The organism is uncultured Chitinophaga sp. (genome assembly GCF_937874145.1).
Classification (GTDB): Bacteria; Bacteroidota; Bacteroidia; order Chitinophagales; family Chitinophagaceae; genus Chitinophaga.
This window is the reverse complement of the sequence record NZ_CALNBI010000274.1, coordinates 1-26,643: the sequence shown is the minus strand read 5'-3', so window position 1 is coordinate 26,643 and position 26,643 is coordinate 1. Positions and strand designations below refer to the sequence as shown.

Below are 26,643 nucleotides of genomic sequence, written 5' to 3'. Positions count from 1 at the left end.
CAAGTCATCAAGGAACAGCGGATTCAAGACCTTCAGGATATTGGGAACACTGGTGTAGTGCATTCCCAGTTCGCCGCGTTCCTCATCGTCGGCAACAGCTTCTCCCAAAACGCCGCCGCATATCTGCCGCAACTGGCGAAAGAAGGCGGGATTGAGCTGGAACTGGGCCGCGCCGAACTGGGCGGCTGCTCGCTCGAAAGGCATTGGAAGCTGGCGGAATCCGGGGAAAAGGCTTATAAAGGAAAATCGCTCCGCGAGATGCTGGCCGACGGGCGATGGGACATCGTCACCCTCCAGCAATACTCCCTGCTTTCGGGAGACCCTGCCACGTATGCGCCCTATGCGGGCAAACTTGTGGACTTGATCCGGTCGATGCAACCCGGCGCGAAGATCTTCATCCACCAGATCTGGGCTTACCGCAACGACGCGAAAGCTTTCGGAAAGATCCACGGCGAGGAGCGCGCCCGCGACGCGGCGGAGATGCACCGGCATGTGCGCGCCGCCTACCACCAGGTAGCCAACGAACTAAAGCTCAGCATCATCCCTACGGGAGACGCCTTCAGGGCCATGGAAACCAGCCGCAGGTGGCGGTACCGGAAAGATACCACGTTCCGCTCCGACGATCCGCAGCCGGGCCAATTACCCGACCAGGCCAACTCCCTCCACATCGGCTACGCCTGGCGCGACGGCAAGCTCGCCTTTGACCCCAATCACGCCAATGCCGCAGGATGCTACCTGGGCTCCCTGGTATGGTACCGGACGCTGCTCGGCGGCAAGGTGAAGCACGTAAAGTTCAAACCGGAAAGCGTGCCGGCGCCCATGGCCAGGCAGTTCAGGAAAGTTGCGGCGGGATTGTGATCCCGTCTGCAATTGGAAAGTTTCCGCTATATTTATAGGGCTCGACGGATTCCGCATGTCAATACATCCACAAACCAATCTGACTCCCGTACGGGCGTTGTTTATTTCCCTGGGCCTGTTATGCGCCGGCATAACGGCCTGCAGGCAGTCGCCCGCGCCTCCCGTCGGGCGCAAGGTTTATATCGGGGAGTCAGGAGGGAGATACACGATATTCAGGGACGGCCAGCCATTCGTCGTAAAGGGCGCGGCCGGGAACGGGCAGCTGGCAGCGCTGAAAGCCGCCGGCGGCAACACGATCCGTACCTGGGACACGGCGGGGCTGGGGACATTGCTTGACGAAGCGGAAGCGGCGGGTATCGCCGTCATCAGCGGATTGGCGATCCCCATCAGCAGCCACCTCGATTTCTACCGGGATACTGCCGCCGTTTCGGCCATGTACCTGGCATATGAGCAAGTCGTGGAACGGTATAAGCACCATCCCGCCCTGCTCATGTGGTGCCTGGGCAACGAAGTGGATTTCCCTTACAGTCCCCGTTTCCGCCCGTTTTACAAAGTGTACAACCGCCTGCTGGACATGATCCACACCCGAGACCCCAATCATCCCGTCACCACCGCTATCATCAACTTCAGTAGAAGGAATATTTACAACCTGCGATGGAAGGTTCCGCAGCTGGACCTGATCTCCATGAATATATTCGGGGAGCTAAAAAATCTGCGCGGCAACCTGGAAAAATTCGCCTGGTTCTGGGATGGCCCGTTCCTCATTTCGGAATGGGGCATCAACGGCCCCTGGGAAAGTGAAACTACGGCATGGGGCGCTCCCATTGAAAACACCAGCAATAAAAAAGCAGAACACTATTTACAGCGGTACACGGACTACATCCCAGTGAATAATCCCCGCTTCCTGGGCGCCTGCGTGTTTTTCTGGGGGCAGAAGCAGGAAGTTACACATACCTGGTTCAGCATGTTCACCGGGGAAGGCGAAGTTTCCGAAGCCGTGCAAACCATGCGGTACATCTGGACCGGCCAGCAATCCGCACATGCCGCGCCGGAACTGCAATACATGCTGCTCGACGATAAAGGCGCCAGGGACAATATCCTGCTCAGCCCCGGTACCGATCATACCGCCGTGCTGCTGCTGGAACGCCCCGGCATCGGCGCGCTGCGGCTGAAGTGGGAAGTGTTGCCGGAAGATTGGTTCATCCGTTATTACGGCTACGTGAACCCGCTGAAACCGCCGGCGCCGGACAGCCTGCTGCTGTCGCAGGAAGGCGCCGGGGTGCGTTTCAGGGCGCCGGCGAAGGAGGGGCCTTACCGTTTATTCGTAACCGCATATGATGCATCCGGCAACTTTGCATCCGCCAATACACCGTTTTATGTAATCGCGCCATGATGGAAAAACTGGAACCGGTATCACCGCCGTCGCGGCGGGAACTGTTTACGCTCAGGCTCATGATCCTGCTGGGGACCCTCAGCATGGTGGTGTTGCTGGCCGTATTGTTCAAGCGTGCGCAGATCGGTTACGCCCCGATGTATTGGGTGCTGATGGCTGCCATTACGTTCAACTGCCTGGCCGTTTTGCATGAATGGTACCATTATGCCGCCATCCGCATTCCCGCGGCTCCGAAAGCGCAACATCCGTTTACGGTGGATGTGCTGACGACCTACTTCCCCGGCGAGCCGTATGAAATGATCGGGGAAACGCTCACGGCCATCAGGGCCATGCAATATCCGCATACCGCCTGGTTATGCGACGAGGCAAACGATCCCTACCTGAAAGAAATGTGCGCGCGCCTTGGCGTGCGGCATGTGACCCGGAGCATCCGGAAAGACGCCAAGGCCGGGAACATCAATAACGCCCTGCAATATGCCACGGGAGAGCTCTGCGTGGTGCTGGACCCCGACCATGTGCCCGCGCCCGGCTTCCTCGACGCCGTGGTGCACCACTTCAATGATCCAGGCATCGGCTTCGTGCAAATCGTACAGGCATACAGCAACCTGGGCGACAGCCTTATCGCCAAAGGCGCGGCCCAGCAAACGTTCCAGTTTTACGGCCCCATCATGTGCACCATGAACAGCTACGGCACCGTGCTGGCCATCGGCGCCAACTGTACTTTCCGCAGGGCAGCGCTGGATTCCATCGGTGGGCATGCCAGCGGGCTGGCGGAAGACATGCATACCGCCATGCACTTGCACGCAAAAGGATGGAAGTCGCGCTACGTGCCGGCAGTGCTCACCCGCGGCCTGGTGCCTAACACGCTTTCCGCGTATTACGCCCAGCAGCTGAAATGGGCGAGGGGGACTTTTGAATTGCTGGTAACCACTTACCCGAAATTGTTCCGGCAGTTCACCTGGCTGCAACGGCTGCATTACGGCACCATCCCGCTGCATTATCTTGCCGGGATCGTGTTTCTTATCAATTTCATCGTGCCGGTCGTTTCGCTGTTTACGGGATACATCCCTTTCCGGGCCGACCTGGTGGAGTTTTCCCTGCTGGCGATGCCGGCAATCGCCTCTGTGGTGCTGATCCGCCATTACGTGCAGCGCTGGGTGATGGAAGAAGAAGAGCGTGGCTTCCATGTGGTGGGCGGATTGTTGTTTATAGGCACCTGGTGGATCTACCTGCTCGGCTTCGTTTATACCATCGCCCGGAAAAAAGTGCCGTACCTGCCTACGCCGAAAGACGATTCAGGGCCCGACGACTGGCGGCTGAATATTCCCAACATCCTGGTGTTGGTGATATCGCTGGCAGCGATCGTATACGGGCTGCAGGCCGACTGGAACCCTTATTCGCTTTTCATGGCGGCCATAGCAGGCATCAACTGCCTGATCATGGTATTCAATATCATCGCCAGCCTTCAGTTACGGAAAATCCCCGCCCGGTACGGTTGGGTGAAAACGATGTTGATTTATCCGTTGTTGCTGAAGAAACAATTCTGGTTATTCCGTCACATTCATTTGTATAGCGGCATCCGTAAACTTGGACTGCCTTTGTTGCTGGGAGCTATCGTACTGAGCTGGTGGCTGGCCACCGGGCGGCAGGGCGTCGCTGAGATCCAACCTGCTCCCAGGCAGAGTGTTTTTTATTCCGGGGCTTATAATCCGTCGGGCCAGGGCATGCCACGCATGCAGCTGACATCGATGTACATCGCATGGGGCAACGGACCGGAACACCTGCTGCCAGACACCCTGGCGGCCGTTTACAACAGCGGTTCGGTGCCGATGATCACCTGGGAACCCTGGCGGTCGCGCTTCGGGCACAGCATCGACGGGCTGGGGCAGGAGCAGAAAGTGATGTCCTTAATCCCGACGGGCATTTTTGACGGCTACCTGGAACGGTTCGCGGATGAAGTAAAAGCATTGAACCGGCCTTTGTTCCTGCGTTTTGCGCATGAGCCGGACAATCCCGCCTATCCCTGGTCGCCTTCCGGCGGCAATACCCCGGAAGAATACAAGGCGGCCTGGCAATACGTGCACACGCTTTTCCAAAAGCGCGGTGCGGCAAATGCGATCTGGGTATGGAATCCCTGGAAGGCAGCCAATGCCGGTGCTTATTTCCCCGGTAATGCATTCGTGGACTGGATAGGCGTCACCATCCTCAACTACGGGCCGGGGCATGGCGGCGGCGAGTGGTATGCTTTCCAGGAGCTGTATGCACCTTTCCACCGCCTGCCGCTTTTCCGGTCCGGGTTGCCGGTGATGGTTGCGGAAATGGGCTCCGCGGCGGATGCCGGCGGCCAGGCACGCTGGCTCAGCGATGCGTTCCGGGACATCAGCATGCTTTTCCCCGAGATCCAGGCCCAGGTATTTTTCAATACCGCACATGACACCCATTTGCCCGCGGGCGATACTTCGAAATATATCGACTGGGCGATCCGCCAACCTGAGCAAATATTGACATCGCTGAAAAATTACCCGCGGCTCCATGGCCCGGTGCCGGCCGCCGCGCCTGTTATCCAGGAAGCAAGGGCGCGGGGCGCTACCGCCCACCACGTATTGCCTGACAGCATGCGCGGGTTGTTTTACCAGAAAGGGGAAGAATGGTTCGGTAACAGGCATGTGCTTACGCGCCGGCAAACCGCCAGCGACATGGCGCAAATGCAGCAGCTGGGCGTCAACACCATCCGCCGGTACGGGCCCGGCGTCTACGACCGCAATGTGCTGGCGGAAGCGGGCAGCCGTGGTATCCGCGTGCATTACGGGTTCTGGCTGCCGGATGTGACGGATATGGACAAAGACGGGCGGGCGCTAGAGCGGATGCAGGAACGTATACTCGCCACCGTGGCCAGGCGGCGCAACGATACAACGATCACGGCCTGGCACCTGGGGAACAACGCCTGGCAGGTGCTCGCGCAATATCATTTCAAGCCGGCGCTGCTTTACCAGCAGCAGCGTTACCTGCAATGGCTGGAGGGCCTCGCGGCGGCCATCAAGGCAACGGATTCTTCCAGGCTGGTGACAACCGACCTGCATATGCGCCCCGGCTTTCCGGGCAGCATGCCCTGGCTCCGGCAGCAATTGCCCGCGATAGATGCATTCGGCATAGAAGCCACCGGCGATACCAGCGGGCTCAGCCGCATGCTGGCCGGCAATACCCTTTTATTCATCAACAGGATGCCGGTTGACGCGTTCGCCAAACTACCGCCAACACCGGCGTTCCTCACCAACTGGCAGGATCTCGAAACGCGCAATTTCGTTTCGTTCAACGGCCTCACCGACCTCCAGGGACGGCACAAGAAAGAGCTGCACCTGCTGAACGGATTATGGGGCCGGTCGCCCGCGCCGGCACCTCTGCCGAAAGTAAAAATCCTGCGGCCGTCGCGCACAACGCTTCCCGGCAGCGAGCTGACATACAATGCGCTCGTCAGCACCGGCAACGGCTGGCGTTTTTCGCTACCCGAAACAGACCAGCTGCGGTTCGAATGGTACCTTGTTCAAACCGACGGCTACGGCCATCCAATCCGCATACAGCAGCTGGGAGAAGGGAGCTCCGTTACGCTCAATATCCCGGAACAGCCTGTGCATTACTTGTTGTACCTGGAAGCCGCGAAAGACGGCAGCGTATCAACGGATTTCAGTACGCTGCATACGCCGTTATTCTGAAACGCGGATCACTGCGGCATGCCCGCAACACACTGCAATCATCAGGAAAAGCTTCTCTGCAAAAACTTGCGGCAGTAATCTGATATTCAACCTTATGCATACTTAAATGCAACACGCCTTCATTAATTTTCCTATGTATATCCGCGTTTAATTCATCCGGAATTCGATATTTTTGTTGCCATGCGATATGCCACCATCATATTATCCATCCTCCTGCTCATCCTCAGCTGCATTCCTTGTGCAGACCAGGGCTTAGGCGGTACGGATTCGCATGATCATTACAGCTCCGTCCAGGAGCGGGCCGACAATCACCACAGCCATCACAGCGATGCCTGTTCGCCGTTATGCGTGTGTTCCTGCTGTTCGGTGGTGACGTTTGTACACCAACATGTGAGTGTCGATCTTTCATTACCTGCATCTTTATCCGCTTACAACAGCTTTCACAGCCATTCCTATCCGGAACAGGCTTTCCCCATCTTCCAACCTCCCCAACTCGTTTAATTCCAGCCATTCCGGCTGCCGTTTACCTTTTAATTGTGCTGCACCCGAAAGCGTTGCCGTCGTAATCCGCCGCCATTACCTGTTTCGGTATGGAATGCGGAAGAACGTGTGCATTTTGGTATGTATTTCTTCCATACCGCTGCGCGTTAATTCTTCGCAACGCCGCTTACCCAGGCGGAACGGTGCGCCGTTACTTCAATTATCATAACTAACCATTCGTACTTACATGCTAAGCAGAATCATTAGCTTTTCCATCAGGAATAAACTGATTATTGGTTTGATGACGCTGGCGTTGGTGGCCTGGGGCATTTGGAGTGCCGGCCGGCTGCCGGTCGACGCGGTGCCCGACATCACCAACAACCAGGTCCAGATCATCACACGCGCCCCTACGCTTGCATCCCAGGAAGTGGAACAGCTGATCACTTACCCGGTCGAGCAAAGCCTGGCCAACCTTCCCAACCTGGAAGAAATGCGGTCTATATCCCGGTTCGGGCTGTCAGTGATCACCGTCGTTTTTCATGACGACATCGATATATATTTCGCCCGCCAGCTGATCAACGAAAAGTTGAAGGAAGCGGAAGAAAAGATCCCATCCGGCATGGGAAGGCCTGAACTGGCGCCGGTGAGCACCGGCCTCGGGGAAATATATCAATATATCATCCACCCCAAAAAAGGCAGCGAAGAAAAATACTCCGCCATGGACCTGCGCACCATGCAGGACTGGATCGTAGCCCGCCAGCTCTATGGTACGCCCGGCATCGCAGAAGTAAACAGCTTCGGCGGCCTGGTAAAGCAATATGAAGTAGCGGTGAACCCGGCGCGCCTGAAAGCGCTGAACGTCAGCATCCCGGAAATATTCACCGCACTGCAGGCCAACAATGAAAACACCGGCGGCGCTTATATCGACAAAAAACCGAACGCATATTTCATCCGCGGGATCGGGCTCGTTACCAACCTGGAAGACATTGGCAATATCGTTGTGAAGAATACCAACGGCATCCCCGTACTGATCAAAAATGTGGCGGAAGTCCGCCTCGGCAGCGCGGTACGTTACGGCGCACTCACGTACAACGGCGACAAAGAAGCCGTCGGCGGCATCGTGATGATGCTGAAAGGCGCCAACAGCGCGGAAGTGGTGGCGAGGGTAAAGGAAAAGATGAAAACCATCCAATCTTCCCTGCCGGCAGACATTGAAATCGAAGCGTATTCCGACCGCACGGGGCTCGTGGACCGCGCGATCAATACCGTAAAAACCAACCTGATCGAAGGAGCGCTCATCGTAATTTTCGTACTGGTGATCTTCCTCGGGAACATGCGCGCCGGTTTGATCGTAGCTTCGGCCATTCCATTGTCCATGCTGTTTGCACTGGGGATGATGAACCTTTTCGGCGTCAGCGCCAACCTCATGAGCCTGGGCGCCATCGACTTCGGGCTCATCGTTGACGGCGCGGTGATCATCGTGGAAGCGACGATGCACCATCTCGGGTTACGGAAATCGCAGGTGAGGATGACGCAGGCGGAGATGGATGAGGAAGTATTCCAGTCGGCAACCAAAATCCGGAACAGCGCCGCATTCGGTGAGATCATCATCCTGATCGTGTACATTCCTATCCTGTCGCTGGTGGGAATTGAAGGCAAGATGTTCCGCCCTATGGCGCAAACGGTGGGGTTCGCCATCCTGGGCGCGCTCATCCTTTCGCTCACCTACATCCCAATGATGTCTGCTTTAATTTTACCGAAAAAGTTCCCGGCCAAAAGGACATTCGCAGACAGGATGATGGACTTCTTCCAGCGCCAATATGCGCCGCTGCTCCGCGCCGCCATCAGGTTCAAATACCTTGTCGTCAGCATTGCCGTATTTTTGCTGGCGGTCACAATTTTGATATTCAGCCGGATGGGCGGAGAATTCATCCCGCAGCTCCAGGAAGGCGATTATGCCTTCCATTGCATCCTGCCCCAGGGCTCGTCGCTGTCGCAAAGCATTGAAACATCCATGCAAGCCAGCAGGATCATCAAATCGTTCCCGGAAGTTAAAATGGTGGTGGGCAAAACCGGTACCGCGGAGGTGCCGACAGACCCCATGCCGCCGGAAGCTTCCGACCTGATCATCACCCTCAAGCCGCAGAAGGAATGGGATTCCGATGAAAGTTATGCGGAACTGGCGGAACGCATGCTGGAAAAACTGGAGGTGATCCCCGGCGTTTTCTTCGAAGCGTCGCAGCCCATCCAGATGCGGTTCAATGAACTGATGACAGGGGTGCGCCAGGATGTGGCCATCAAAATATTCGGCGAAAATATCGATACGCTGGCCATGCTCGCACCCAAAGTGGCAGCCGTTGTACAGGGCGTGAAAGGCGCCACTGCGCCGCAGATCGAACGCACGACCGGGCTTCCGCAGATCACCGTTACCTATGACCGCGCGAAGATCGCGGGATACGGACTCAATATTTCAGACATCAACAATACCGTCAGCACAGCATTCGCCGGAAAGGCCGCCAGCGTGGTTTTTGAAAACGAAAGAAAATTCGACCTGGTGGTGCGGCTTGACAGTGCCAACCGCTCTTCCATGGAAGACGTCAGCAACCTCTTCATCGCATTGCCCGACGGCAACCAGATCCCGCTCGACCAGATCGCCACGGTCGCCATCAAGGAAGGGCCCGCGCAGATCAGCCGGGAAGAAGGCAAGCGCCGGATCGTGGTTGGTTTTAACGTGCGCGGCCGGGATGTGGAAAGCGTGGTAGAAGAAATACAGGAAAAACTTTCCGCCGCCAGGCTGCTGCCCACCGGTTACTACCTGACCTACGGCGGCACTTTCGAAAACCTGCAGGAAGCCACCGCCAGGCTGAGCATCGCCGTACCGGTATCGCTGGCCCTGATCTTTATGCTGCTCTACTTTACATTCGGATCGTTTAAAGAAGCGGCATTGATATTCACCGCTATTCCCATGAGCGCCATCGGCGGGGTATTGGCGCTGTTACTGCGCAGCATGCCATTCAGCATTTCCGCCGGCGTGGGTTTTATCGCGTTGTTCGGCGTGGCGGTACTGAATGGCATCGTACTGATCAGCACATTCAATCAACTCGAAAAAGAAGGTATGAAAGATGTGATCGCCCGTGTGCTCGAGGGCACCAAAATAAGGCTCCGTCCGGTTTTGATGACAGCTACCGTGGCTTCGTTCGGCTTTATACCCATGGCGCTGTCTACCGGCGCGGGGGCGGAAGTGCAGAAGCCGCTGGCCACCGTTGTAATCGGCGGGCTCGTATCGGCTACATTCCTCACATTGATCGTATTGCCCCTGCTGTACATCCTGTTTTCCGGGAAAGGCGGCGGCATGAAGCTGAAGCCCTCCGCAACCATGATCCTCCTGATCCCGGCCGTTTCTTTGTTCAGCATGGGCGCCAGCGCTCAGGAAGCGCCGGGCAAGCGCGCCACCATCGCCGAAGTCATGCAGTCGGCCAAAGGCAACCTGCAATATGCGGTGGGGCAGGAGATGATCGGCAAAGGGAAAGCGCAGGTCAAAACCGCCAGCCTGCTGCCTAAAACGGGGATATTCGCCGAAAACGAAGATTACCGCCCCAGCGACAAAACCGGCATCCTGAAAATCGGCGTTTCCCAGGGCATTGCCTGGCCGGGACTGTATTCATCGCAGAAAAAACTGTATGGCGAACAGCTGAAATACGCGCAGGCCAACGCCGCCGTGATCGATGCCGGCGTGAAAAGGGACGTGCGGAGCGTTTATTATCAATTATGGTTCCTGCAGGACAAACGCGCACTCTTCCAGCGGCTCGACAGTATTTACCAGACGCTTTCCGATGCGGCACGGCTGAAAGTGAAAACAGGCGACAGTCCCGGCCTCGACAGCATCGCCGCCATCGTAAGGCTGAAAGAGCTGAAAGCGCAAATCGCGCAAGCGGACAAGGATATCCAAATGCAGCAGGAGCTCCTGCGCCAGGTTTTGAATACGGAAGAAACGACGCTTCCCGTAGCGGACCCGCTGGAGAAGCTGCCGCTTCCGCCATTCCTGGCCGGCAGCCTGCATCCCGTTCTCCAGCTGGAACGACAGAACGTGTCGATTGCGCAGGCCGGCGTGGCCGTGGCGCGGAACGAGAACATGCCGGAATTCTCAGGCAGGTTCTTCAGCCAGCGCCTGTATGGTTTGAACGATCCCTTTACCGGCTTTTCCGTAACCGCGTCGATCCCGCTGCTGGGCGCCGGGTCCTATAAAAACAAGGTGCGTGTAGCACAGGCGGAAACCAGCGTCCAGGAAAAGCAGTACGCCTACAATCTGCAGGTGTTCAACACCCAGCGCACCAATGCCCGGAAAGAAGTGGAGAAGAATGCCAGCCTGCTGCAATTCTATGAAACGACGGGGCTCCGCCAGGCGGAAGAGATCCTGAAAGCCGCTACATTGGCTTACCGCGCCGGTGAGATCAGTTTTGCGGAGTTATCACAGTTCCTTTCCCAGGCAATCGACATCCAGCGCAATTACCTCGACAACCTGAATACCTACAATCAGTCTGTTATTACCTATAACTATTTCATCAATCAATAATATCCACTCAATCCGAAGCAGATGAACAGAATATTGATTTTCCTCGCTTATTTTTCGCTTGCAGCCACCTTCATTTCCTGTGCCGGCAAAGGCGGACAGGAACAATCGGCCGAAGCCGGGGAGGAAGCGCATGCGCATGAGCATGTAAATGAAAGCACGGCTTCGCTCACCAGCGAACAAATGAAGAGTATCGGCGTCCGGCTGGGGAAGATCGAAAGCAAGCAGCTGACCGCTTCCCTGAGAGCAAACGGCGTGCTGAAAGTACCGAATCAGAACAGGGCGACTATCAATTCCATCTACAGCGGCATGATCAGGTCCCTGCTGATCCAGACGGGAAATACCGTTTCGAAAGGCCAGGTGATTGCGACGATTGCCAATCCGCAGTTCCTGCTGTTGCAGGAAGAATTCCTCGCCATCCAGCCCAAAATCCAGCTGGCGCAACAGGAACTTACCCGCCAGCAGGAACTGACGAGCGGTAACGCCGGCGCCCTGAAAAACCTCCAGGCCGCGGAATCCTCACTATCCGAGCTGCGCACCCGCCGCGCCGCGCTGAAAGAACAGATCGGGCTGATGGGCATCAACACCGATAACCTCACTACCGGCAAACTGATTTCCGTGATCAGCCTGCGCAGTCCCATCAACGGCGTTGTCAGCAATATTTCCGTGAACCTCGGCAGCGCGGTGGATGTGAATACGCCGGTGGCGGAGGTGGTAGACAACAGCCAGCTGCACCTGGATTTGTTCGTTTTTGAAAAAGACCTGCCCAAACTGAAGAAAGGCCAGCTCATCCACTTCACCCTTACCAACAATCCCGGGAAAGAATACGATGCGGAAATCTTCTCGCTGGGATCCACTTTCGAAGGCGAAAGCAAAGCCGTAAGCGTTCACGCGATGGTGAAAGGTGATAAGTCAGGCCTGATCGACGGGATGGGCATTACCGCCCTCATCAGCCTGGAAAAAGCCGTTGTGCCCGCCGTGCCTACGGAAGCGCTGGTCAGCCACCAGGGACAGGACTACATTTTCATCGTTACCGACGCACACGCCGAACATGAACATCACGACGAAAACGGCGAAAAGCATGACCACGACGCGACTGAGCCGCATGACCACAAGGAGCAGGAGAAAGCCGCTCCGGCCAACGGCCTGACTTTCGAACGGATCGCCGTGGCGAAGGGCACGACGGATGTGGGATATACGGAAATCACCCCGCTGAAGGAAATTCCTGCCGGCGCGCGGGTGGTGGTGAAAGGGGCGTTTTTCATCCTGGCCAAACAAACCAATACCGGGGGGCATCAGCATTAAACCGCACCTGTCTTCCTAAACATAACTGCCATGCCACGAAAACGGTGGCATGGCAGCAAATGAATTATCTGAAGCGCGGGATTATTGCTTCAAAGTCGCCATATCGATGACGAAGCGGTATTTGACGTCGCTTTTCAGCAACCGCTCATATGCTTCATTGATCTGGCGGATATCGATCATTTCGATGTCGGAAACGATATCGTGTTGCCCGCAGAAATCGAGCATTTCCTGCGTTTCGGCGATGCCGCCGATCATGGAACCCGCGAAGCTCTTCCGGCCCATGATGACACTGAATGCGGCAACCGGCAGCGGATGCTCCGGTGCGCCCACCAGCGCCAGGGAGCCATCTACGCGCAACAGGTTCAGGTAGGCATTGATATCGTGCTGGGCCGATACGCAATCGAGGATGAAATGCAGTTTCCCCTGGAAGGCGGCCATCTGCTGATCGTCTTTGGACAACACTACTTCATCTGCCCCGAGGCGCTTCGCTTCCGCGAACTTCGATTCCGACGTCGTGAAAGCCACTACATGCGCGCCCATCGCCCTGGCGATCTTGATGCCCATGTGCCCGAGGCCCCCGATGCCAACGATCCCGACTTTCTTCCCCGGGCCCACATTCCAGTGGCGGAGGGGAGAATAGGTGGTGATGCCGGCGCATAACAGAGGCGCTGCGGCGGCGGGATCGAGGTTTTCGGGAATACGGAGCACGAAATGTTCGTCTACCACCACTTTTTCCGAATATCCGCCGAAGGTGTGGCCACCCTGGAACTTGTCGGGGCCGTTATAGGTTTGCACATTACCTTTTTCACAAAACTGCTCCAGGTCGTCTTTGCAGTACTCACATTCCCGGCAGGAATCCACCATACAGCCGACGCCAACGATATCGCCAACTTTGAACTTGCTGACGTGGGCGCCTACTTTGGTTACTTTCCCAACGATTTCATGGCCGGGCACGCAGGGGTACATGGTGAAGTGCCATTCATTCCGCGCGGTATGCAGGTCGGAGTGGCACACGCCGCAAAACAGGATGTCTATTTCCACATCATGCGGCGTTACTTCGCGGCGGTTGATCCCCATCTGGTCCAGCGGCGCTTCCGCGGCTTGCGTTCCATAAGCTTTTACTGCGATCGTATTCATTGCGTAATTATGTTTTAAAAATCAAAAATAGGAGGTGAACGGACAATGCTTTTTATATGAATCAAATCAATTATTGCATAAATCAAATCAAGATAAAGAGAATTCAAAACCAAAGGCTACGTAAGCCTTCAACATCAACAATCGGCCGGGTAGTTTGTTCTGCCGGCTAATTAGCCGCTACATCGAGGTACTGCTGAAAAAAGGCCTGCAGCTTATCGAACGGGATGAGATCGGTTCTGTCGTACAAGTCACCGATCAGCACGTCATCTTCCAGGGTAATGCCGCCCCGGTCCATAAACGTACAGGCATGGTTGACAAACACATTCTTACCGATCTGTATATTTTCTCCGAAATCGGAATAGAAAGGCGGGATGAGGAAGAAGGAATCGTCCACCGTATAATTGACCAGCTTGCTGAAAACCTCCCGGATCAGCTGCGGATCGTCCGTAACCAGCGCATTCAGCTCGGCGGTGGTTCGCATGGCTTTGCGGATCACGGCGAAAAGTTGCGGGTAGTCCGGATCATCGGGGCGGATTACCACACCGGACTTATCCCTTTCAAAAATATTGGTTCCCTGGTGCATGGCGATGTGTGTTTACCGCACAAAGGTCCGCCAGGACGGTCAGTTCCCGCTAACGAAAATCAATACAATCATTAAGAAAATCAAACCAACTTTTCCCGGAAGGCGGAAGGATTGGTGCCCGTCATCTTTTTGAAGAAATTATTGAAGTACGTAGGATATTCATAACCAAGGGCGTAGGCGATATCCGCGACGTTCCAGCTGGTATGCTGGAGAAGGGCCTTGGCTTCGGTGACGATACGTTCGCCGATGAGGGTGGAGGTGGATTTGCCGGTTACTTCCTTGGCGGCGCGGTTGAGGTAATTGACGTGTACGGAAAGGGATTTCGCGTAATCAGCGGCCGTGCGCAACGCGAGCGGGCGGTCGGCGGACTCCACCGGGAACTGTCTTTCCAGCAATTCCAGGAACACGGCGGCGATGCGGGATAGGGCGTTGTTGTGCTGGTCGAAATTTTCGGAGGGCCGGAGCTTGAGGGCTTCGTGGATAATGAGGTGGATGTAGTTGCGGATCAGGTCGTCTTTGAAGGCATATTCCGATTGTTGTTCTTCGATCATCTTGATGAAGATGCTGTTCAGGTACTGGCGTTGATCTTCGTTGATCCGCAGTACGGGCGTGCCGCCGATCTTGAAAAGGGGCGATTGCTGGAGGGTTTCGGAGCGGTCGCCGCGCTGCAGAAAATCTTCCGAAAACAGGCAGGTGTAACCGACGTAGGTGGTGGACAGGGTTCCCCAGGAGTAGGGGACATGCGGGTTCCCGAAGAACAGGATCGTCCCGTCCATGTCGAAGCTCCGGTCGGCGTAGTGGATCTTGCTTTTGCCGGTGGTGAGGCAGATCTTGTAGAAATCCTTCCTGCTGTAGATCCGGGTGGCGTTCCCGTCGCGCCCGATCTGGAAGGCGTTGAAGCCTTTCAGCTTCAGTTCGCTATTATAAACTGAAACGGAGCGTGTTGTACTATCCATGCTGCAAAATTAAGGAAATCAAATCAAAACAGCCCGAAGGGCATTCTGCCAGCCGTTATGCAGGCGCCATGGCGGTTTCCGGCAATTCGTACATGGTAAAAGCGGAATTTAGGGTAGAAGAAGCTGAAAATCGTTGAAAATAAGCAGGTAGATTTACCTATTTTGTTCCGTTTAAAAAAAACCTCAACAAGATGAAATTATCCCAATTCTCAATGCTGATCTTATTGACATCCGCTGTATTCCTGGTGAACGCCTGCGGCAAGGATGGAGACACCGGACCTGCCGGCACCGCTGGTGAAAAAGGCGATAAAGGCGACAAGGGAGATCCCGGAGCCCCTGGCACCAACGGCATCATTTACTCCGATTGGCTGGATGTCAAATATGAAGCGGACACCATTCACACTGCCGGCGGAACCGTTGACACGATAGGCTATTATGCCGATATTGATGCACCGAAATTAACCATGCCATTGCTGGCAACCGCAGACGTGAAATTATACGTCAACTTTAATGACGCTTCGGACCCGACCATCGCGCCATTGCCCTATGTACAGGAAAACGGGATCATCATCCGATATGTGGCGTATACGGGCACACTGGCCATCGAATCCAACGTGGATGGCAGTACGTACACCGCCAACGGTAAAAAATACCTGCAGTACCGCTACATGATCGTCCCCGGCGGCACGGTGGCCCGCAAAGCCGGCAGTGATGTTAACTGGAATGATTATAATGCCGTTAAAGTATACCTGGGGCTTAAGGACTAACTGGTCGTAATTCCCATTACAAAACAATAGCGCGGTGCCATCACTGCGCTTTTGTTTTTTCTGATGGCTGATGCGCTTTAAACGTTTATCCACCTAAAACTTACCAACCACCGCCATTCGCTTTGGAAATTATTATGGAAATTCCAGCGTTCTGCATCTCTGCATGTAAACATGTAATTGTCTATGAAAATATCCCCCCGGATCTATTGCCTGTTGATGCTCTTATGTTTTACGGTCAATAGCCTCGCTCAAACGACAACCAGTTATACCCGTAACGGTCTGGACTCCCTGTTGCATGCGCTGAGCGAAACGATACAACGTGAACGGATGCCTGGGCTTATGATTTCCATCGTCACAAAGGACAGCATCATCTATGCGGGCGGCATCGGTATCAGCGACGTTTCTTCCGGTAAAAAAGTGGACAGCACAACCTTGTTCCACCTGGCTTCCATTACCAAAACCTTCACCGCGCTGGGCATTCAAAAACTGGTATCCGAAGGTAAATTGCGGCTCGATGACCGGATCGCTGCCATCGCGCCGGAGATCCCCTTTCAAAATCGGTGGGAAGAAAGCCACCCCGTCCGGGTCATTCATTTGCTGGAACATACGACCGGATTCGACGACGTATACCTGAACCAGATGGTCAATACAACCGGGCGATTGATCCAAGGCATAGATGCAGTTCATTTCGTGGAAAGCTCGCTCCGGTCGAGGTGGGCGCCCGGAGAAAAATTCTCCTATTCCAATAACGGTTATGTGGTGCTTGGATATTTGATCGAGAAAATGTCTGGAATGCCCTGGCAAAGCTACATTGCGGAAAAAGTATTCCGGCCGCTGGGTATGGATGCCAGCGCTTATGACCTTGACGGGAAACGCCAGCCGGGATATGCCACCGGGTATTACTATGACGGCGGGCAATACATCCCGTTCCCCTTTTATCCGCCCGGCGGCAACGGGGCATCCAGCGCACTGGTGTCCAATGCGGGCGATATGGCCCGCTTCCTCCGGCACTTGCTCAATAGTTGGAAAACGGTGCCGGGCAATTGGTTGGACGAGACCGACCTGCGCGACATGGAAACCGTTCACAGCACGCTTGCTGCCAGGCATGGGCTGCAAACCGGTTACTCGCTCGGCCTGGACCTGTTTCCCAACAATCCAAAAATCACTTTCCGCGGGCATAACGGGAAAGGCGAAGGTTTCGGATCGTGGATATTCTATAACCGGGAGGCCGGTATCGCTTATGCCATTTCCAACAACAGCGGCCGCAATCTGTGGCCGGTATCGGTCCTGATTGAAAAATTCCTGACCGCGCCGTTCGGAAAACCTGATTTGCCTGTCATAAACGAAGATCTTTCCCGGTTCAAATCTTATGAGGGGTACTACAGGTACACGAATCCGCGCTCTGACATGTGGAATTTTCACGAAAAATTCCTCAATGGTTTTCACCTGACTTTCTCCGGCAACAAATTGATCCTGGCAAAAGCCAACGGCCAAACGGACACACTGATCCACGCCGGAAATTCACTATTCAGGGCCAGCGGGGATATTATACCCGCTTATGTACTCGGGAAAGACGATGCCGGAGTGCCGTTCTTCCAGGGACGCGGCGGTGCATTTTTCACCCGAGGGGCGAAATGGCCCGTTACGCTGCAAAAGATCATGCTGTACGCATGCCTGGTGGCCCTGGTCATTTCGATATTGGCCCTTCCTGTTTACACATTGCTCGCTACTTTCAGAAAGGCTTCATGGAAAATCGCGGGTGTTTTTCTCGCGCCGGCGCTGGCGGTGGCGGCACTCCCGGTCGCTTACAAATTGCTCAGTACCACCGACGATATCGATAAAGCCGCATTCACGACGATCAACCCGGCAACTTTGACGATCTTCCTCTGCACTGCGGCATTCGGGGTGTTGACGGTCCTCGGGGCCTGGTTGCTGTTCAAACAGCGCCATGAAATGCGCAGCAAATGGATAAAAGGGGCCCTGGCGGTCAATACAGCCTTGTTGTGCTACCTGGCAGGCCTGCTCATGATCCACGGTCTGATCGGTATAAGGATTTGGGCACTGTAACCCGGGTTAGCCCGTAAGCGACGATCAAATTCGGCACCCAACACCACCAGGATACGACGATATAGGCGGTCTTGAAACTTCCGAAAAGCGGAACCAGGAATGGCATCCAAAGCCTTAATGCAACTGCGGCAAAGCAGCAGGCATAGCTATAAATCATCATATTTCTATGACGTGCCACCTGCCCATTCCTGATGCTGATATATGCTATTAAAGTTGTATAAAACCATATACAACTCAAACTCATAAAGCCCAAAGCTGCCGGAAGGCCTGCCGTCGCGTAAAAAGCGATATGGAAACCTGTTAGCGAACTGAATAGCACAGCCGTTACATATAACTTGCCGGTGTGCCTGTGAAACGCTATACTTTTTTTCCTGATGTTGGGGCTGAACTGCATCCATCCAACGAGCAGGGCAATCCCGCCGGAGATGATATGCACGTAAAAGCTTATATGCCAGAATAGGTTTAGAAAAAGTGCTTCGGGCTTGATCTTCAATATCCCCACCTTCTTTTCGCCCAAAAAGAACAGGCCCGGGTAAAGCCCTATAACTACCGACAAGGCGGCCAATAACATCCAGGATAATTTCTTCACCATCTGTTTTTAAGCGCAAAGAACGCAGGTATGCAGTTCCTGGGCGCTCCAAAAGGTAAGGTGGCACCTTTCGTTTACTCCTGCTTGCCTATTTGTATCTTCTCTTTCTGACAGAATTCTCGTGGAGACAGGCCCGTGACCTTCTTGAAATTCCGGTTGAACGAGGTCTTGGAGTTGAACCCGACTTCGAAGGCAAGGGAAAGGAGGGTAAATTTGCTGTTTTCAGGCAATACAACTATCCGCTGGAATTCTCTAACGCGGAAATCGTTGATATAGTCGTAGAAATTCCTTTGCTCCTTTGAGTTAATTACCTGTGACAACGTATTGCTTTGAACATCCAACCGCGCTGCTAATTGGTCCAGCTTTAGTTCGGGATCTTTAAAAAGCTCCTCAGTTTGCATTAGCACCGTTAGCTCCCGGTGGATTTTTGACATCAGTTCATTCCCGATGGTGGTTTTCTGGTATTTCGTTCTTTCTCCTTCAACAGTCTTGCTGTTAAGTTCAGGATCTTTAACTTCTTCATAATCAGCGATTATTGCCATATCGGTACCCATCAATTGTCCATTCGCCATGCTATTGGTAAAAATGCCGACCTGTTTTATTCCGAAATATCCAATAAACAGGATAAACAAATCGACCAGCAGGAAGGTGGATATATCATTTCCAAATATAATAGACAGCCAGATGGCGCTAATTCCAATTGTCAGGTAAACCAGCCAGTCGAGGTTGATCTTCTCTGAATACGAAAATTTCGTTGCGATATTTGCGCGGTGTTTCTTTAATGTGATTAACGATAAGCACACGTAAGCTACACCGGAAGGTATAATGGGAAGGCGTATGAATGAGACAAGCTTTTCATAGCCAAGCCCGTTATTTTCATAAATATGGATCTTTTCCACGGAAGGCCGGAGATAAAAACCTGTCAATAAAAGGTAGGCAGCAGCTGCAGGAATGAAATGGAAATACCAGGACTGCTTTATTTTGTTTTGATCGGTTAAAGCCGCGACGTACATATAAAGAAAAGGACCATGAACAAGCGGCAATGGAATTTCAAGGCCCAGGAAATATGGAATTTCAAGATAAGTGCCGGAAACCAATATGTAATATTCCAATAAATGGAAAGAAATCACGGCTAACCATATCGCTAAAATATAATCGGCAGTTGCTTTTCCTTTTTTAGTGAAAAGTAGCAATGCAAGAAATAAAGAGATGACTATTCCTGTAATGTGAAACATCTATTTTTAATTTTACGCTGGCTCAACGGGTATCGTAATAATTAAAAATAGATTTTTTTGATTAAAGCGCGTTCAGGCAGATCGTCTGCGCCACGCGCCTCACATCTTTATTACCTGCAGTACTTCAACTTCTTTGCCCAGCTTCACGTCGAATATCCGAAGGAAATATATCCCCGGCGCCAGCGTGCTACCGGCGATGATGGCCGTTTGTTGGCCTTCCACGATTCTGCTGGACATGGCCTGACCTGTCGAATTGTGCAACGAAAGCCGGTAACGCCTGTTTGCTTGCAAGCCCTGCACGTTGAGCTGGCCGGAGAATGGATTGGGATAGGCTTTGAGCGACGGCGTTTCCGGCAATTTATCCTGCGCGAGGGCCAGGCTCTGCGGTTGGGCCAGCGGCGCCGTCACGCTGAACCGCACCTGCATAGAAACGGAATCGAGCGGGTGGCGGAACTGGATGCGCAGGTAATGATAGCCAGGTGCGTAAGCTGAGGGGTGGATGGTAAACGTACTGTCTTTCGCCACAGCCAGCTGCGAGGTACCGTCGAGCGTAACGATGGTTTGTGTGCGCCATTGTTTGATGGGCATGTTGAGGATGCGGATCCTGTCTGTCGTAACCGTTGCCGCATAACTGGAATCCAGGCCTTCGATGCGCGGCGGGAAGTGCAGTTCGGGATAGGTGATGAGCGTGAGCGCGGCGATGTTGGACCAATCCGTACCGCTGTGCCCGCGCCACCGCACGGTATCGGCGCCCACTTGCCCCACGATGGGCAGGTAGTAAAGGCTATCCAGCTGGAACCGTTTGAGCCTGCCGGGCGCGGCCGTGCCGTTGGCCAGGTACAGCTTTCCGAAACGCGGGCGCTGTGTGATCTCGACTTCCTCCAATCTGCCCAATCCATCGCCCGGGCCGCTGTACATCGATGCGAATTCTTTTGCGCTGAAATATTTCGGCGTCTTATAGCGTACGGCCACCGTCCGGTTGGCGGCGGCGAAGTTATTGTTGGCCGTGGTATCGAGCCGGAAGAGCGCATTGCGTTGGGAAACGAACCACTTGCCGTCGTTGTCGTAGAATTTCGTCCAACCGGCCCCCAGCGTGCGCCTGCCGCCCTTGGCAGGCACGTAATCGATCAGGTACCTGTTGCCCACGCGGATCAGCACGCCATTCCGTTTGTCTATCGCCAGCGGGCCAACGCTGTTGGTCAGGTAAGCGTCGTAAATAACGCGCGGCGTATCACCGGGCAGCTTCAGGTACATACCTACGGGCCATTTCGGATCCAGGGTGGTGTAGTTCATCCAGGCCAGGCGGCCACTATCGACTACCGCTTTTTCCGGCCCGAAATAAAGCATATGGTCTACCCGTTGGACCAGCGGCGCCGAACCGTTGTTGTACAGCCGCAGGTGCTCGGCGCCTACAGAGTTTTGTGCCCAAAACGCGATTTGCCCTCGGTCTGCCTCCATCCAATAAGTGGCCCAGCTGTTGATGGGATCGGTGTAAATTACCGCTGCCGTGCCGTTGGCGAAGCGGTTGAGGGTATGGTCTGCATCCCGCGAATAAAACAACGTACCGTCCCGGTCGATAGACAACGCTTGTACACCGGTGGCCACCTGTTGAATGGGGGCGTCGATATTGGCCTGGTAGAATAGCGTGTCTCCGTAATCTACGGTCCATGCCACGGCATCGCCGCCAAATGCCGCCAGTTTCGTCGCATTTTCCAGCATTACGGGCGTGCTGCCGGGTTTCCAGGCAAACAGCTCCCCGTAATAATTGAGGTCTTTAAAATAAACGCCGCGCGAAGTGATCCAGGCAGGCAGGCCCATTACACCGCCCGACGACCGGAACGGTTGGGAGACCATTGCCTTGGTTAACGTATCGATAAGATGTAGTTTGTCGGGAGAAACCGCAAATATCTTTCCGTGCCGGGAATCCAATATTTCTGAACCCAGCGGCGCCCTGTAAGCCAGTTTGAAGCCGCTACTGGTCTGGAGTACGTAGGAAAGGTCAATGTAACTCACCTGGTCAAGCGTGTCTACGGCGCCGATGATGAGTTGGGAGTTGTTGAAGACCGACGCATCGAGCGATGTGTCGATCGACGAACCGGGAAAATCTACGGGTTTGCCTTCGAACATCACCCGGATCGCCTTCACCGGGCCGTTGTCGATCCCGCGGGCCTTAATGCGCAACCAGGGCCGTGCAATGCCGTTGGTGACGGTAGAATCGATCACCACCCGCGGCGGCGGATCGAAGAAAACGTTGATGACGGTGTCTTTAACGTTTCCCGGAACGTCTTTGGCTGACACTTTAACCGGCACGATGCCCGGCGCGGCGTTCCCTAACGACACCGTTCCGCTGAAATTCGGCAAAACGCTGATATTCATGTTGCTGGTGACGCCGCCGGCTGTGGCCGTCACCGACACGATGTTCCCGGCAGACCACCGGACGGTGCCTGCCAAATAGAACTCACCGGGCACATGTTGCCCGCCTACGGGCGTTGTAACGAAGATCCTGATCTGGGAATAGGAGAGTTGGCCGGTGCAAAGCAACAGCAATAGTGTGTAGCATTTTTTCATATAGGAAGAGGTTAATCATGGTTTTCAATAAAGGATACGGACATTGGTGGGACAAACAAAAATACAGCGCCTCAAAACGCGCCGCTATTACTTAAATCAGTAGAATCCTTCCAGTTTCGATGAAGCAAATACCTAACCAGATACTTTTCGTCCGGATAAACATGAATTTCTTTGTCGCGGATTAAGTTTAAAGTTTGTGGGAAGAAATGGCAAACAACACGGCCATATCATGCAGGCGATATGAAGAGAACCCGGGAAAGGACCGCAGCGGCGATGCCGGGGCGGGGAAGGAGCACGTGGACTTGATGCGGAGACGATGTGTAGATGTGCCGGATGTGATACCAGGGAACGGGCGTATAAATGTGGGGAATCGTGCGTACCGCCCACGGCGTTGCCTTGCGGAAGAAAGGACTGCCGTGCACATGAGGTTACTTAAGATTTGATAGTGAATATAATACAACAAAATCCGGCTGTTATGGCAGGATGCTATTCCCGTGGTATGATTGCCCTCCGGCCGGCAGCATAAACCATTTCGCGGGAGTGCGCCGGCAACGGATGGTGCGGTGTGTTGCGGGGCGCTACTTTTACGAATTCGGCAATACCGGTAATTTCGAGCAGGATTAGAAGTTTTCGAAACCTGGAAGACTTGCGCAATTCATCCGGCATTCATTAACGGGTATTACATCATTTTCCAGTTAGAATAGGGGATTCAAAAAGCACATGAATCACCAGGAATTTAACTTGATACATTAAAAACATGTCAACGAAAATGTCATCATTTGGAGTGCATTAACATGGCATCACAACACCCGAAAAAAAACGAAAAGCCGCGCCAATCATGCGATCTGCGCGGCTTTTAGGGTTTATTTCTTTTAAAATGCGATTTCTTCCGCTTGATTCTCAAAAATATGATTCTCAAGAAGCTTTTAAACGGCTTCAAGGGCCAGGTCGACATGAACCAATATTCTCCCGATGCGGGCGATTCCAGAACAAGCGTTAATCGAGAAGTATCTCAAACTGGTCATGTGCCTCAGTTCTCCACGCAAACTGTTGCGTAATAGGAGAAATGGCAAACAGGGGAGAAAAGGTGCGCACCTTTACGGTATTGGCAGCCGTAAATTCAAGGATGCGGAGCCACCCATCGCCGCCGTTGCCGAACCAGCCACCGCCCAACGCCTGCGCGTTAAACACCATCTGGTGCACTTTTTTTCCGGCGGCGTTTAGGTCCGTTCGGAAGGCAATATGTGCTTTGGGATTATCCGGCGCACCGATGTGACCACCAAACACCATGCGGATGTTTTTGGAAGGCTTGATCAGCTTTTCAAAAATGGCCGCCCCGTAATTACGGTCCTTCAATTTATACCCCTCGGTCACAATATGCTCGTTTTGGGCATTGAGGTAGGAATGCGTCAGCACTATCACAAAGTGGTCGTTATACTTCGGAAGGTTTACCACGCCGGTCGCCCACGCCAGCACCGTATCACGCGGGGCGAACTCCAGGTTCAGCACCAGCATCTTTTTTCCGTGCGGCGAAGTGAATTCGAACACGGCGTTTTCCATGGTAGGAATGTCCTGCCCGTTGAGCGTTACTTCGCGTAGCATTTTTTGCGTTAGGAAGTTTTTGTCTACCGGAAAATATTCGTTGTATCGGGTAATACGTACTTCTGCGCTGCTATACCCATAGTCGTGATTGCCTGTTGCCGCAATGTAAGGCACCTTTGCATCCAGGTGGCCGAATGCACGGGCTGCGGCTTCCCATTGTTTTTTACTGGGCTGGTTGCCCACCTTTCCATCCGGGTTGATGAACTCATTCTGTTCCACCAGGTCTCCGGTGCAGAGCACCAGTTTAATTTTCAGGAAATCGATGTTTTCAGCTATCCACTGAGTCATCAGCTCAAACAGCGGCTGGTTGCGGCTGAACTTGTTGTACGTCTGCGGATCTGGCACCAATATCATAGACCAGGAGTCTGCCTGGCTCAGGGCAGGCGCGGTGTACTTTTGCTGTGCGCCCGCGGAAAGCGTTAGCAGCATGGCTAGCAGCAGCAATGCCGGACGCAAGCTGCGGGAGAATCTCTGTAGTATCATGGAAAGTGAATTAAGCGCTTTTTGCAGAGGTAAATTAACTTTATTTTTACAGGCCTGCAACAGAGCATGTTTTCTTGTGGTTAAATTCGGTACCGGGCCACGTGCGTAGTGAGCTCGGTGAAAATACCGCGCAGTCCTGCACTTCTTTCAAGTAACCGTTATAATTGGGATAGGATTTGACAGGTAACAGGACGTCGTTGACGAGATAATATGGATCCTCTGCATAATAATAAACAATTCCGGCTACAAGTGGCGGGCAGAAGCGGCAAGCATTCCGGATTACCCGTTTTTCTGACGTTGAATTTTCACCCAACGTTTGCCATCGTTCCCGACAAATATCATTTCCCGCTTTAACTTCAATAATTCGTTGAAAGAATAGCCTGTGAAGCAGGCGAACTGGAAGACATTCCGTACATGTTCCAGTCTGGTAATTTGGGGCGAGGGAAATTTCCGAGCGCAGGCCATCGATGGTAATTCTGGCCCAAATAGGTGCCCGGTTTTGCTTATCCGATTTTTTCATCACCAGTAAGAAGAGAATGGAAAGATGTTCATTTACTTTCATCTCATTCACGTTATTAGGTTACGAAATGCCTAAAACTGCTGAATCGATCATCCAGTAGGGGACCTAATTTACGACCTGATAGCAGGTCACCGAATAGGTCACCGAACGTTTGGAACATCCTTGAACAAACTTGTACTGATTATTTCGTGAATCCCGCGCTGCTGGACAGATTAAAACGAAAAAAGGTACGATTGCTCGTACCTTTGTGATCCCGCTGGGACCAGCTATAAAGCTTCACAGACCTGTGTTTCGTCGGTTTTGTGATAATATGTCAACGATTTTGCGACTACTCCAAATAGCGCACAATGTATTGATTTACAAAGAACTATCCTGTCCCTACAAAGATAGTAAAAGGACTACAAAGTAGATCAAACCGCGTGGAAATTATTTTAGGCACATCATACCTACTTTATACCGCCTTGAAACCGGCTGCATTAATACTCCAGGTACACGCGGACTTCGGCCTCCGGTAACGCGGTGTATTGACAGAACTCCGCCACGGAAACAAACTGCCCGGCCTTCTTCCCATTTGCTTTACGAATCCGCTGAAGGAGTAGCCGTGCCGTCCGCTCGGACCGGCCGGTAATGTTTTGAATGTCCCTGGCGAAGATTACCATGCGGGGAGGGACCAATCTGTGCGTAATCGGCATTTTCGGAATGTGAATTTTTCTATGATCGGATGCCGGTGTAGGTTTGTTCTTGTAGTGCAAAACTACTGCATCTTGGCCAGATGGAAAGCCCAATGGGCGCGGCTATGCAAAGCGCCCCATTTAGAACTAAACCAATTTTAATGGCAAAACAAAAGGGCATCATGCCCTTAGAAGGTACTATCGGAAATGTGACCTTCTACAAATCTAAAGCCGGCTACCTTGCCCGCGAAAAAGGCGGTGTCGATGGCAACCGCATTGCAACAGATCCTGCATTCGCCCGCACCCGTGAAAATGGCTCCGAGTTCGGCCGCGCCGGCAAAGCAGGCCGCCTGCTGCGCACCTCGCTGCGCGCGCTCCTCCTGAGCATCAACGATTCGTACATGAGCGGCCGCCTCACCCGCGAGTTCGTGAAAGTTATCCGCGCAGATGCAACCAGCCCTCGTGGCCAGCGGAATGTCATCGACGGGGAAGCTGAGCTGTTGCAGGGCTTCGAGTTCAACCAGTCCGGACGCCTGGGCTCTACCCTGTACGCACCTTTCACCTCGTCAATTGATCGCGCAACCGGCGAGCTGTCCGTGACTATCCCTTCGTTCGTACCGATGAACATGATCGCTGCGCCGGCGGGCGCCACGCACTACAAGATCAACGTCGCCGGGGTTGAGGTTGATTTTGAGGCGGAAACCTTCGTCGTGGATCTCGGTTCTTCTGGCGAAACTGCGATCGACACCAATCCGACTGCGCTCATGACGCTCACCGCAACCGTTCCCCCTGTCAGTAGCAAACCGCTCTTCCTGGCTGTCGGAATCGAGTTCTTCCAGCAGGTAAACGGCGTCACGTACCCCCTGCGCAACGGTGCGTATAATGCCCTGTCGCTGGTGCTCGTTTCCAGCGCGGTGTGATTTTTTTTAACCCGTAAAGTGAAGCGTATGAAAATAGCCGAAAGGCTGATCGCCCCGACGCCTCCTTTCTTCCAGAAGGTCCGCACGATCGGGCTGCTGATGGTCGTGATCAGCGCCTGCGTATCAGGTACGCCGTGCGACTTTCCGGAAGCCATCAACGAGATCATCCGGGAAATGGCGATCACCGGAACGGTCATGGCCGGAATTAGCCAGGCTGCGGTGAAAAAGG

The 26,643-nt window shown here is 53.8% G+C and carries 18 protein-coding genes; 10 read left to right on the top strand and 8 right to left on the bottom strand.

What is annotated here, in order from left to right; translation table 11 throughout:
- From Q0510_RS13620 to Q0510_RS13595, 6 genes are all read left to right on the top strand, one after another.
- Nucleotides 1–858, top strand: an 858-nt coding sequence (locus tag Q0510_RS13620; RefSeq protein ID WP_298712647.1) for a DUF4886 domain-containing protein, incomplete at its 5' end; no start/stop codon positions are given.
- A gap of 55 nt (nucleotides 859–913) precedes the next feature.
- Nucleotides 914–2,251, top strand: a complete 1,338-nt coding sequence (locus Q0510_RS13615; protein ID WP_298712644.1) for a glycoside hydrolase family 2 TIM barrel-domain containing protein — start codon at nucleotides 914–916, stop codon at nucleotides 2,249–2,251.
- Nucleotides 2,248–5,961: a glycosyltransferase family 2 protein gene (locus tag Q0510_RS13610; RefSeq protein WP_298712641.1), complete on the top strand. Its 3,714-nt coding sequence runs from the start codon at nucleotides 2,248–2,250 to the stop codon at nucleotides 5,959–5,961. The genes Q0510_RS13615 and Q0510_RS13610 overlap by 4 nt, the downstream gene beginning before the upstream one ends.
- Before the next feature lie 180 nt (nucleotides 5,962–6,141).
- A complete protein-coding gene (locus Q0510_RS13605) occupies nucleotides 6,142–6,462 on the top strand; it encodes a DUF6660 family protein (protein ID WP_298712638.1) in 321 nt (106 codons plus the stop codon).
- Nucleotides 6,463–6,688: 226 nt separating this feature from the next.
- Nucleotides 6,689–11,014: a CusA/CzcA family heavy metal efflux RND transporter gene (locus tag Q0510_RS13600; protein ID WP_298712636.1), complete on the top strand. Its 4,326-nt coding sequence runs from the start codon at nucleotides 6,689–6,691 to the stop codon at nucleotides 11,012–11,014.
- A gap of 21 nt (nucleotides 11,015–11,035) precedes the next feature.
- Nucleotides 11,036–12,316 (top strand): efflux RND transporter periplasmic adaptor subunit, encoded by a 1,281-nt coding sequence (locus Q0510_RS13595; RefSeq protein WP_298712633.1) that lies wholly within the window; start codon nucleotides 11,036–11,038, stop codon nucleotides 12,314–12,316.
- An 81-nt stretch (nucleotides 12,317–12,397) separates the two neighbouring features.
- Here the strand turns inward: Q0510_RS13595 and Q0510_RS13590 are convergent, their stop codons facing one another.
- The 3 genes from Q0510_RS13590 to Q0510_RS13580 all read right to left on the bottom strand — a co-directional run bounded on the left by Q0510_RS13590 (nucleotide 12,398) and on the right by Q0510_RS13580 (nucleotide 14,992).
- Nucleotides 12,398–13,453 carry an NAD(P)-dependent alcohol dehydrogenase gene (locus tag Q0510_RS13590; protein ID WP_298712631.1) on the bottom strand — a complete coding sequence of 352 codons (1,056 nt, stop codon included), beginning with the start codon at nucleotides 13,451–13,453 and terminating at the stop codon, nucleotides 12,398–12,400.
- 166 nt (nucleotides 13,454–13,619) lie between these two features.
- The gene (locus Q0510_RS13585; protein WP_298712629.1) at nucleotides 13,620–14,036 is read right to left on the bottom strand and encodes a hypothetical protein; all 417 of its coding nucleotides are present in this window, start codon (nucleotides 14,034–14,036) and stop codon (nucleotides 13,620–13,622) included.
- Nucleotides 14,037–14,116: 80 nt separating this feature from the next.
- Nucleotides 14,117–14,992, bottom strand: coding sequence for a helix-turn-helix domain-containing protein (locus Q0510_RS13580; RefSeq protein WP_298712627.1), 876 nt, complete (start codon nucleotides 14,990–14,992; stop codon nucleotides 14,117–14,119).
- 191 nt (nucleotides 14,993–15,183) lie between these two features.
- Here Q0510_RS13580 and Q0510_RS13575 point away from each other — a divergent pair, with 191 nt between their 5' ends.
- Both Q0510_RS13575 and Q0510_RS13570 read left to right on the top strand, forming a co-directional pair.
- Complete coding sequence (locus Q0510_RS13575) at nucleotides 15,184–15,759, top strand: collagen-like protein (protein WP_298712624.1); 576 nt, start codon at nucleotides 15,184–15,186, stop codon at nucleotides 15,757–15,759.
- A 183-nt stretch (nucleotides 15,760–15,942) separates the two neighbouring features.
- Nucleotides 15,943–17,826: a serine hydrolase gene (locus tag Q0510_RS13570; protein ID WP_298712621.1), complete on the top strand. Its 1,884-nt coding sequence runs from the start codon at nucleotides 15,943–15,945 to the stop codon at nucleotides 17,824–17,826.
- Here Q0510_RS13570 and Q0510_RS13565 read toward each other — a convergent pair.
- The 5 genes from Q0510_RS13565 to Q0510_RS13545 form a co-directional block, all read right to left on the bottom strand.
- Nucleotides 17,783–18,418 carry a DUF2306 domain-containing protein gene (locus Q0510_RS13565; RefSeq protein WP_298712618.1) on the bottom strand — a complete coding sequence of 212 codons (636 nt, stop codon included), beginning with the start codon at nucleotides 18,416–18,418 and terminating at the stop codon, nucleotides 17,783–17,785. The genes Q0510_RS13570 and Q0510_RS13565 overlap by 44 nt on opposite strands.
- 71 nt (nucleotides 18,419–18,489) lie before the next feature.
- Nucleotides 18,490–19,650 (bottom strand): helix-turn-helix domain-containing protein, encoded by a 1,161-nt coding sequence (locus tag Q0510_RS13560; RefSeq protein WP_298712614.1) that lies wholly within the window; start codon nucleotides 19,648–19,650, stop codon nucleotides 18,490–18,492.
- 99 nt (nucleotides 19,651–19,749) lie between these two features.
- Nucleotides 19,750–22,218 carry a T9SS type A sorting domain-containing protein gene (locus Q0510_RS13555; RefSeq protein WP_298712611.1) on the bottom strand — a complete coding sequence of 823 codons (2,469 nt, stop codon included), beginning with the start codon at nucleotides 22,216–22,218 and terminating at the stop codon, nucleotides 19,750–19,752.
- Nucleotides 22,219–23,214: 996 nt separating this feature from the next.
- Nucleotides 23,215–24,303 carry a metallophosphoesterase gene (locus tag Q0510_RS13550; RefSeq protein WP_298712606.1) on the bottom strand — a complete coding sequence of 363 codons (1,089 nt, stop codon included), beginning with the start codon at nucleotides 24,301–24,303 and terminating at the stop codon, nucleotides 23,215–23,217.
- Between the two features lie 46 nt (nucleotides 24,304–24,349).
- Nucleotides 24,350–24,865 (bottom strand): hypothetical protein, encoded by a 516-nt coding sequence (locus Q0510_RS13545; protein WP_298712602.1) that lies wholly within the window; start codon nucleotides 24,863–24,865, stop codon nucleotides 24,350–24,352.
- A gap of 790 nt (nucleotides 24,866–25,655) precedes the next feature.
- On the opposite strand from Q0510_RS13545, the gene Q0510_RS13540 reads away from it, so the two are divergent.
- Together Q0510_RS13540 and Q0510_RS13535 are read left to right on the top strand one after the other, a co-directional pair.
- The gene (locus tag Q0510_RS13540; protein WP_298712599.1) at nucleotides 25,656–26,414 is read left to right on the top strand and encodes a hypothetical protein; all 759 of its coding nucleotides are present in this window, start codon (nucleotides 25,656–25,658) and stop codon (nucleotides 26,412–26,414) included.
- A gap of 27 nt (nucleotides 26,415–26,441) precedes the next feature.
- Nucleotides 26,442–26,643 (top strand): hypothetical protein (locus Q0510_RS13535; RefSeq protein WP_298712596.1); only part of this gene is annotated, 202 nt, incomplete at its 3' end.

Excerpts from the sequence above, each read along its gene's own strand:
- Q0510_RS13615 (WP_298712644.1), top strand. The coding sequence starts at position 914 with ATGTCAATACATCCACAAACCAATCTGACTCCCGTACGGGCGTTGTTT.
- Q0510_RS13605 (WP_298712638.1), top strand. The coding sequence starts at position 6,142 with ATGCGATATGCCACCATCATATTATCCATCCTCCTGCTCATCCTCAGC.
- Q0510_RS13600 (WP_298712636.1), top strand. The coding sequence starts at position 6,689 with ATGCTAAGCAGAATCATTAGCTTTTCCATCAGGAATAAACTGATTATT.
- Q0510_RS13550 (WP_298712606.1), bottom strand. The coding sequence starts at position 24,303 with ATGATACTACAGAGATTCTCCCGCAGCTTGCGTCCGGCATTGCTGCTG.
- Q0510_RS13555 (WP_298712611.1), bottom strand. The coding sequence starts at position 22,218 with ATGAAAAAATGCTACACACTATTGCTGTTGCTTTGCACCGGCCAACTC.
- Q0510_RS13545 (WP_298712602.1), bottom strand. The coding sequence starts at position 24,865 with ATGAAAGTAAATGAACATCTTTCCATTCTCTTCTTACTGGTGATGAAA.
- Q0510_RS13580 (WP_298712627.1), bottom strand. The coding sequence starts at position 14,992 with ATGGATAGTACAACACGCTCCGTTTCAGTTTATAATAGCGAACTGAAG.
- Q0510_RS13560 (WP_298712614.1), bottom strand. The coding sequence starts at position 19,650 with ATGTTTCACATTACAGGAATAGTCATCTCTTTATTTCTTGCATTGCTA.
- Q0510_RS13575 (WP_298712624.1), top strand. The coding sequence starts at position 15,184 with ATGAAATTATCCCAATTCTCAATGCTGATCTTATTGACATCCGCTGTA.
- Q0510_RS13595 (WP_298712633.1), top strand. The coding sequence starts at position 11,036 with ATGAACAGAATATTGATTTTCCTCGCTTATTTTTCGCTTGCAGCCACC.
- Q0510_RS13590 (WP_298712631.1), bottom strand. The coding sequence starts at position 13,453 with ATGAATACGATCGCAGTAAAAGCTTATGGAACGCAAGCCGCGGAAGCG.
- Q0510_RS13610 (WP_298712641.1), top strand. The coding sequence starts at position 2,248 with ATGATGGAAAAACTGGAACCGGTATCACCGCCGTCGCGGCGGGAACTG.
- Q0510_RS13540 (WP_298712599.1), top strand. The coding sequence starts at position 25,656 with ATGGCAAAACAAAAGGGCATCATGCCCTTAGAAGGTACTATCGGAAAT.
- Q0510_RS13565 (WP_298712618.1), bottom strand. The coding sequence starts at position 18,418 with ATGGTGAAGAAATTATCCTGGATGTTATTGGCCGCCTTGTCGGTAGTT.
- Q0510_RS13585 (WP_298712629.1), bottom strand. The coding sequence starts at position 14,036 with ATGCACCAGGGAACCAATATTTTTGAAAGGGATAAGTCCGGTGTGGTA.
- Q0510_RS13570 (WP_298712621.1), top strand. The coding sequence starts at position 15,943 with ATGAAAATATCCCCCCGGATCTATTGCCTGTTGATGCTCTTATGTTTT.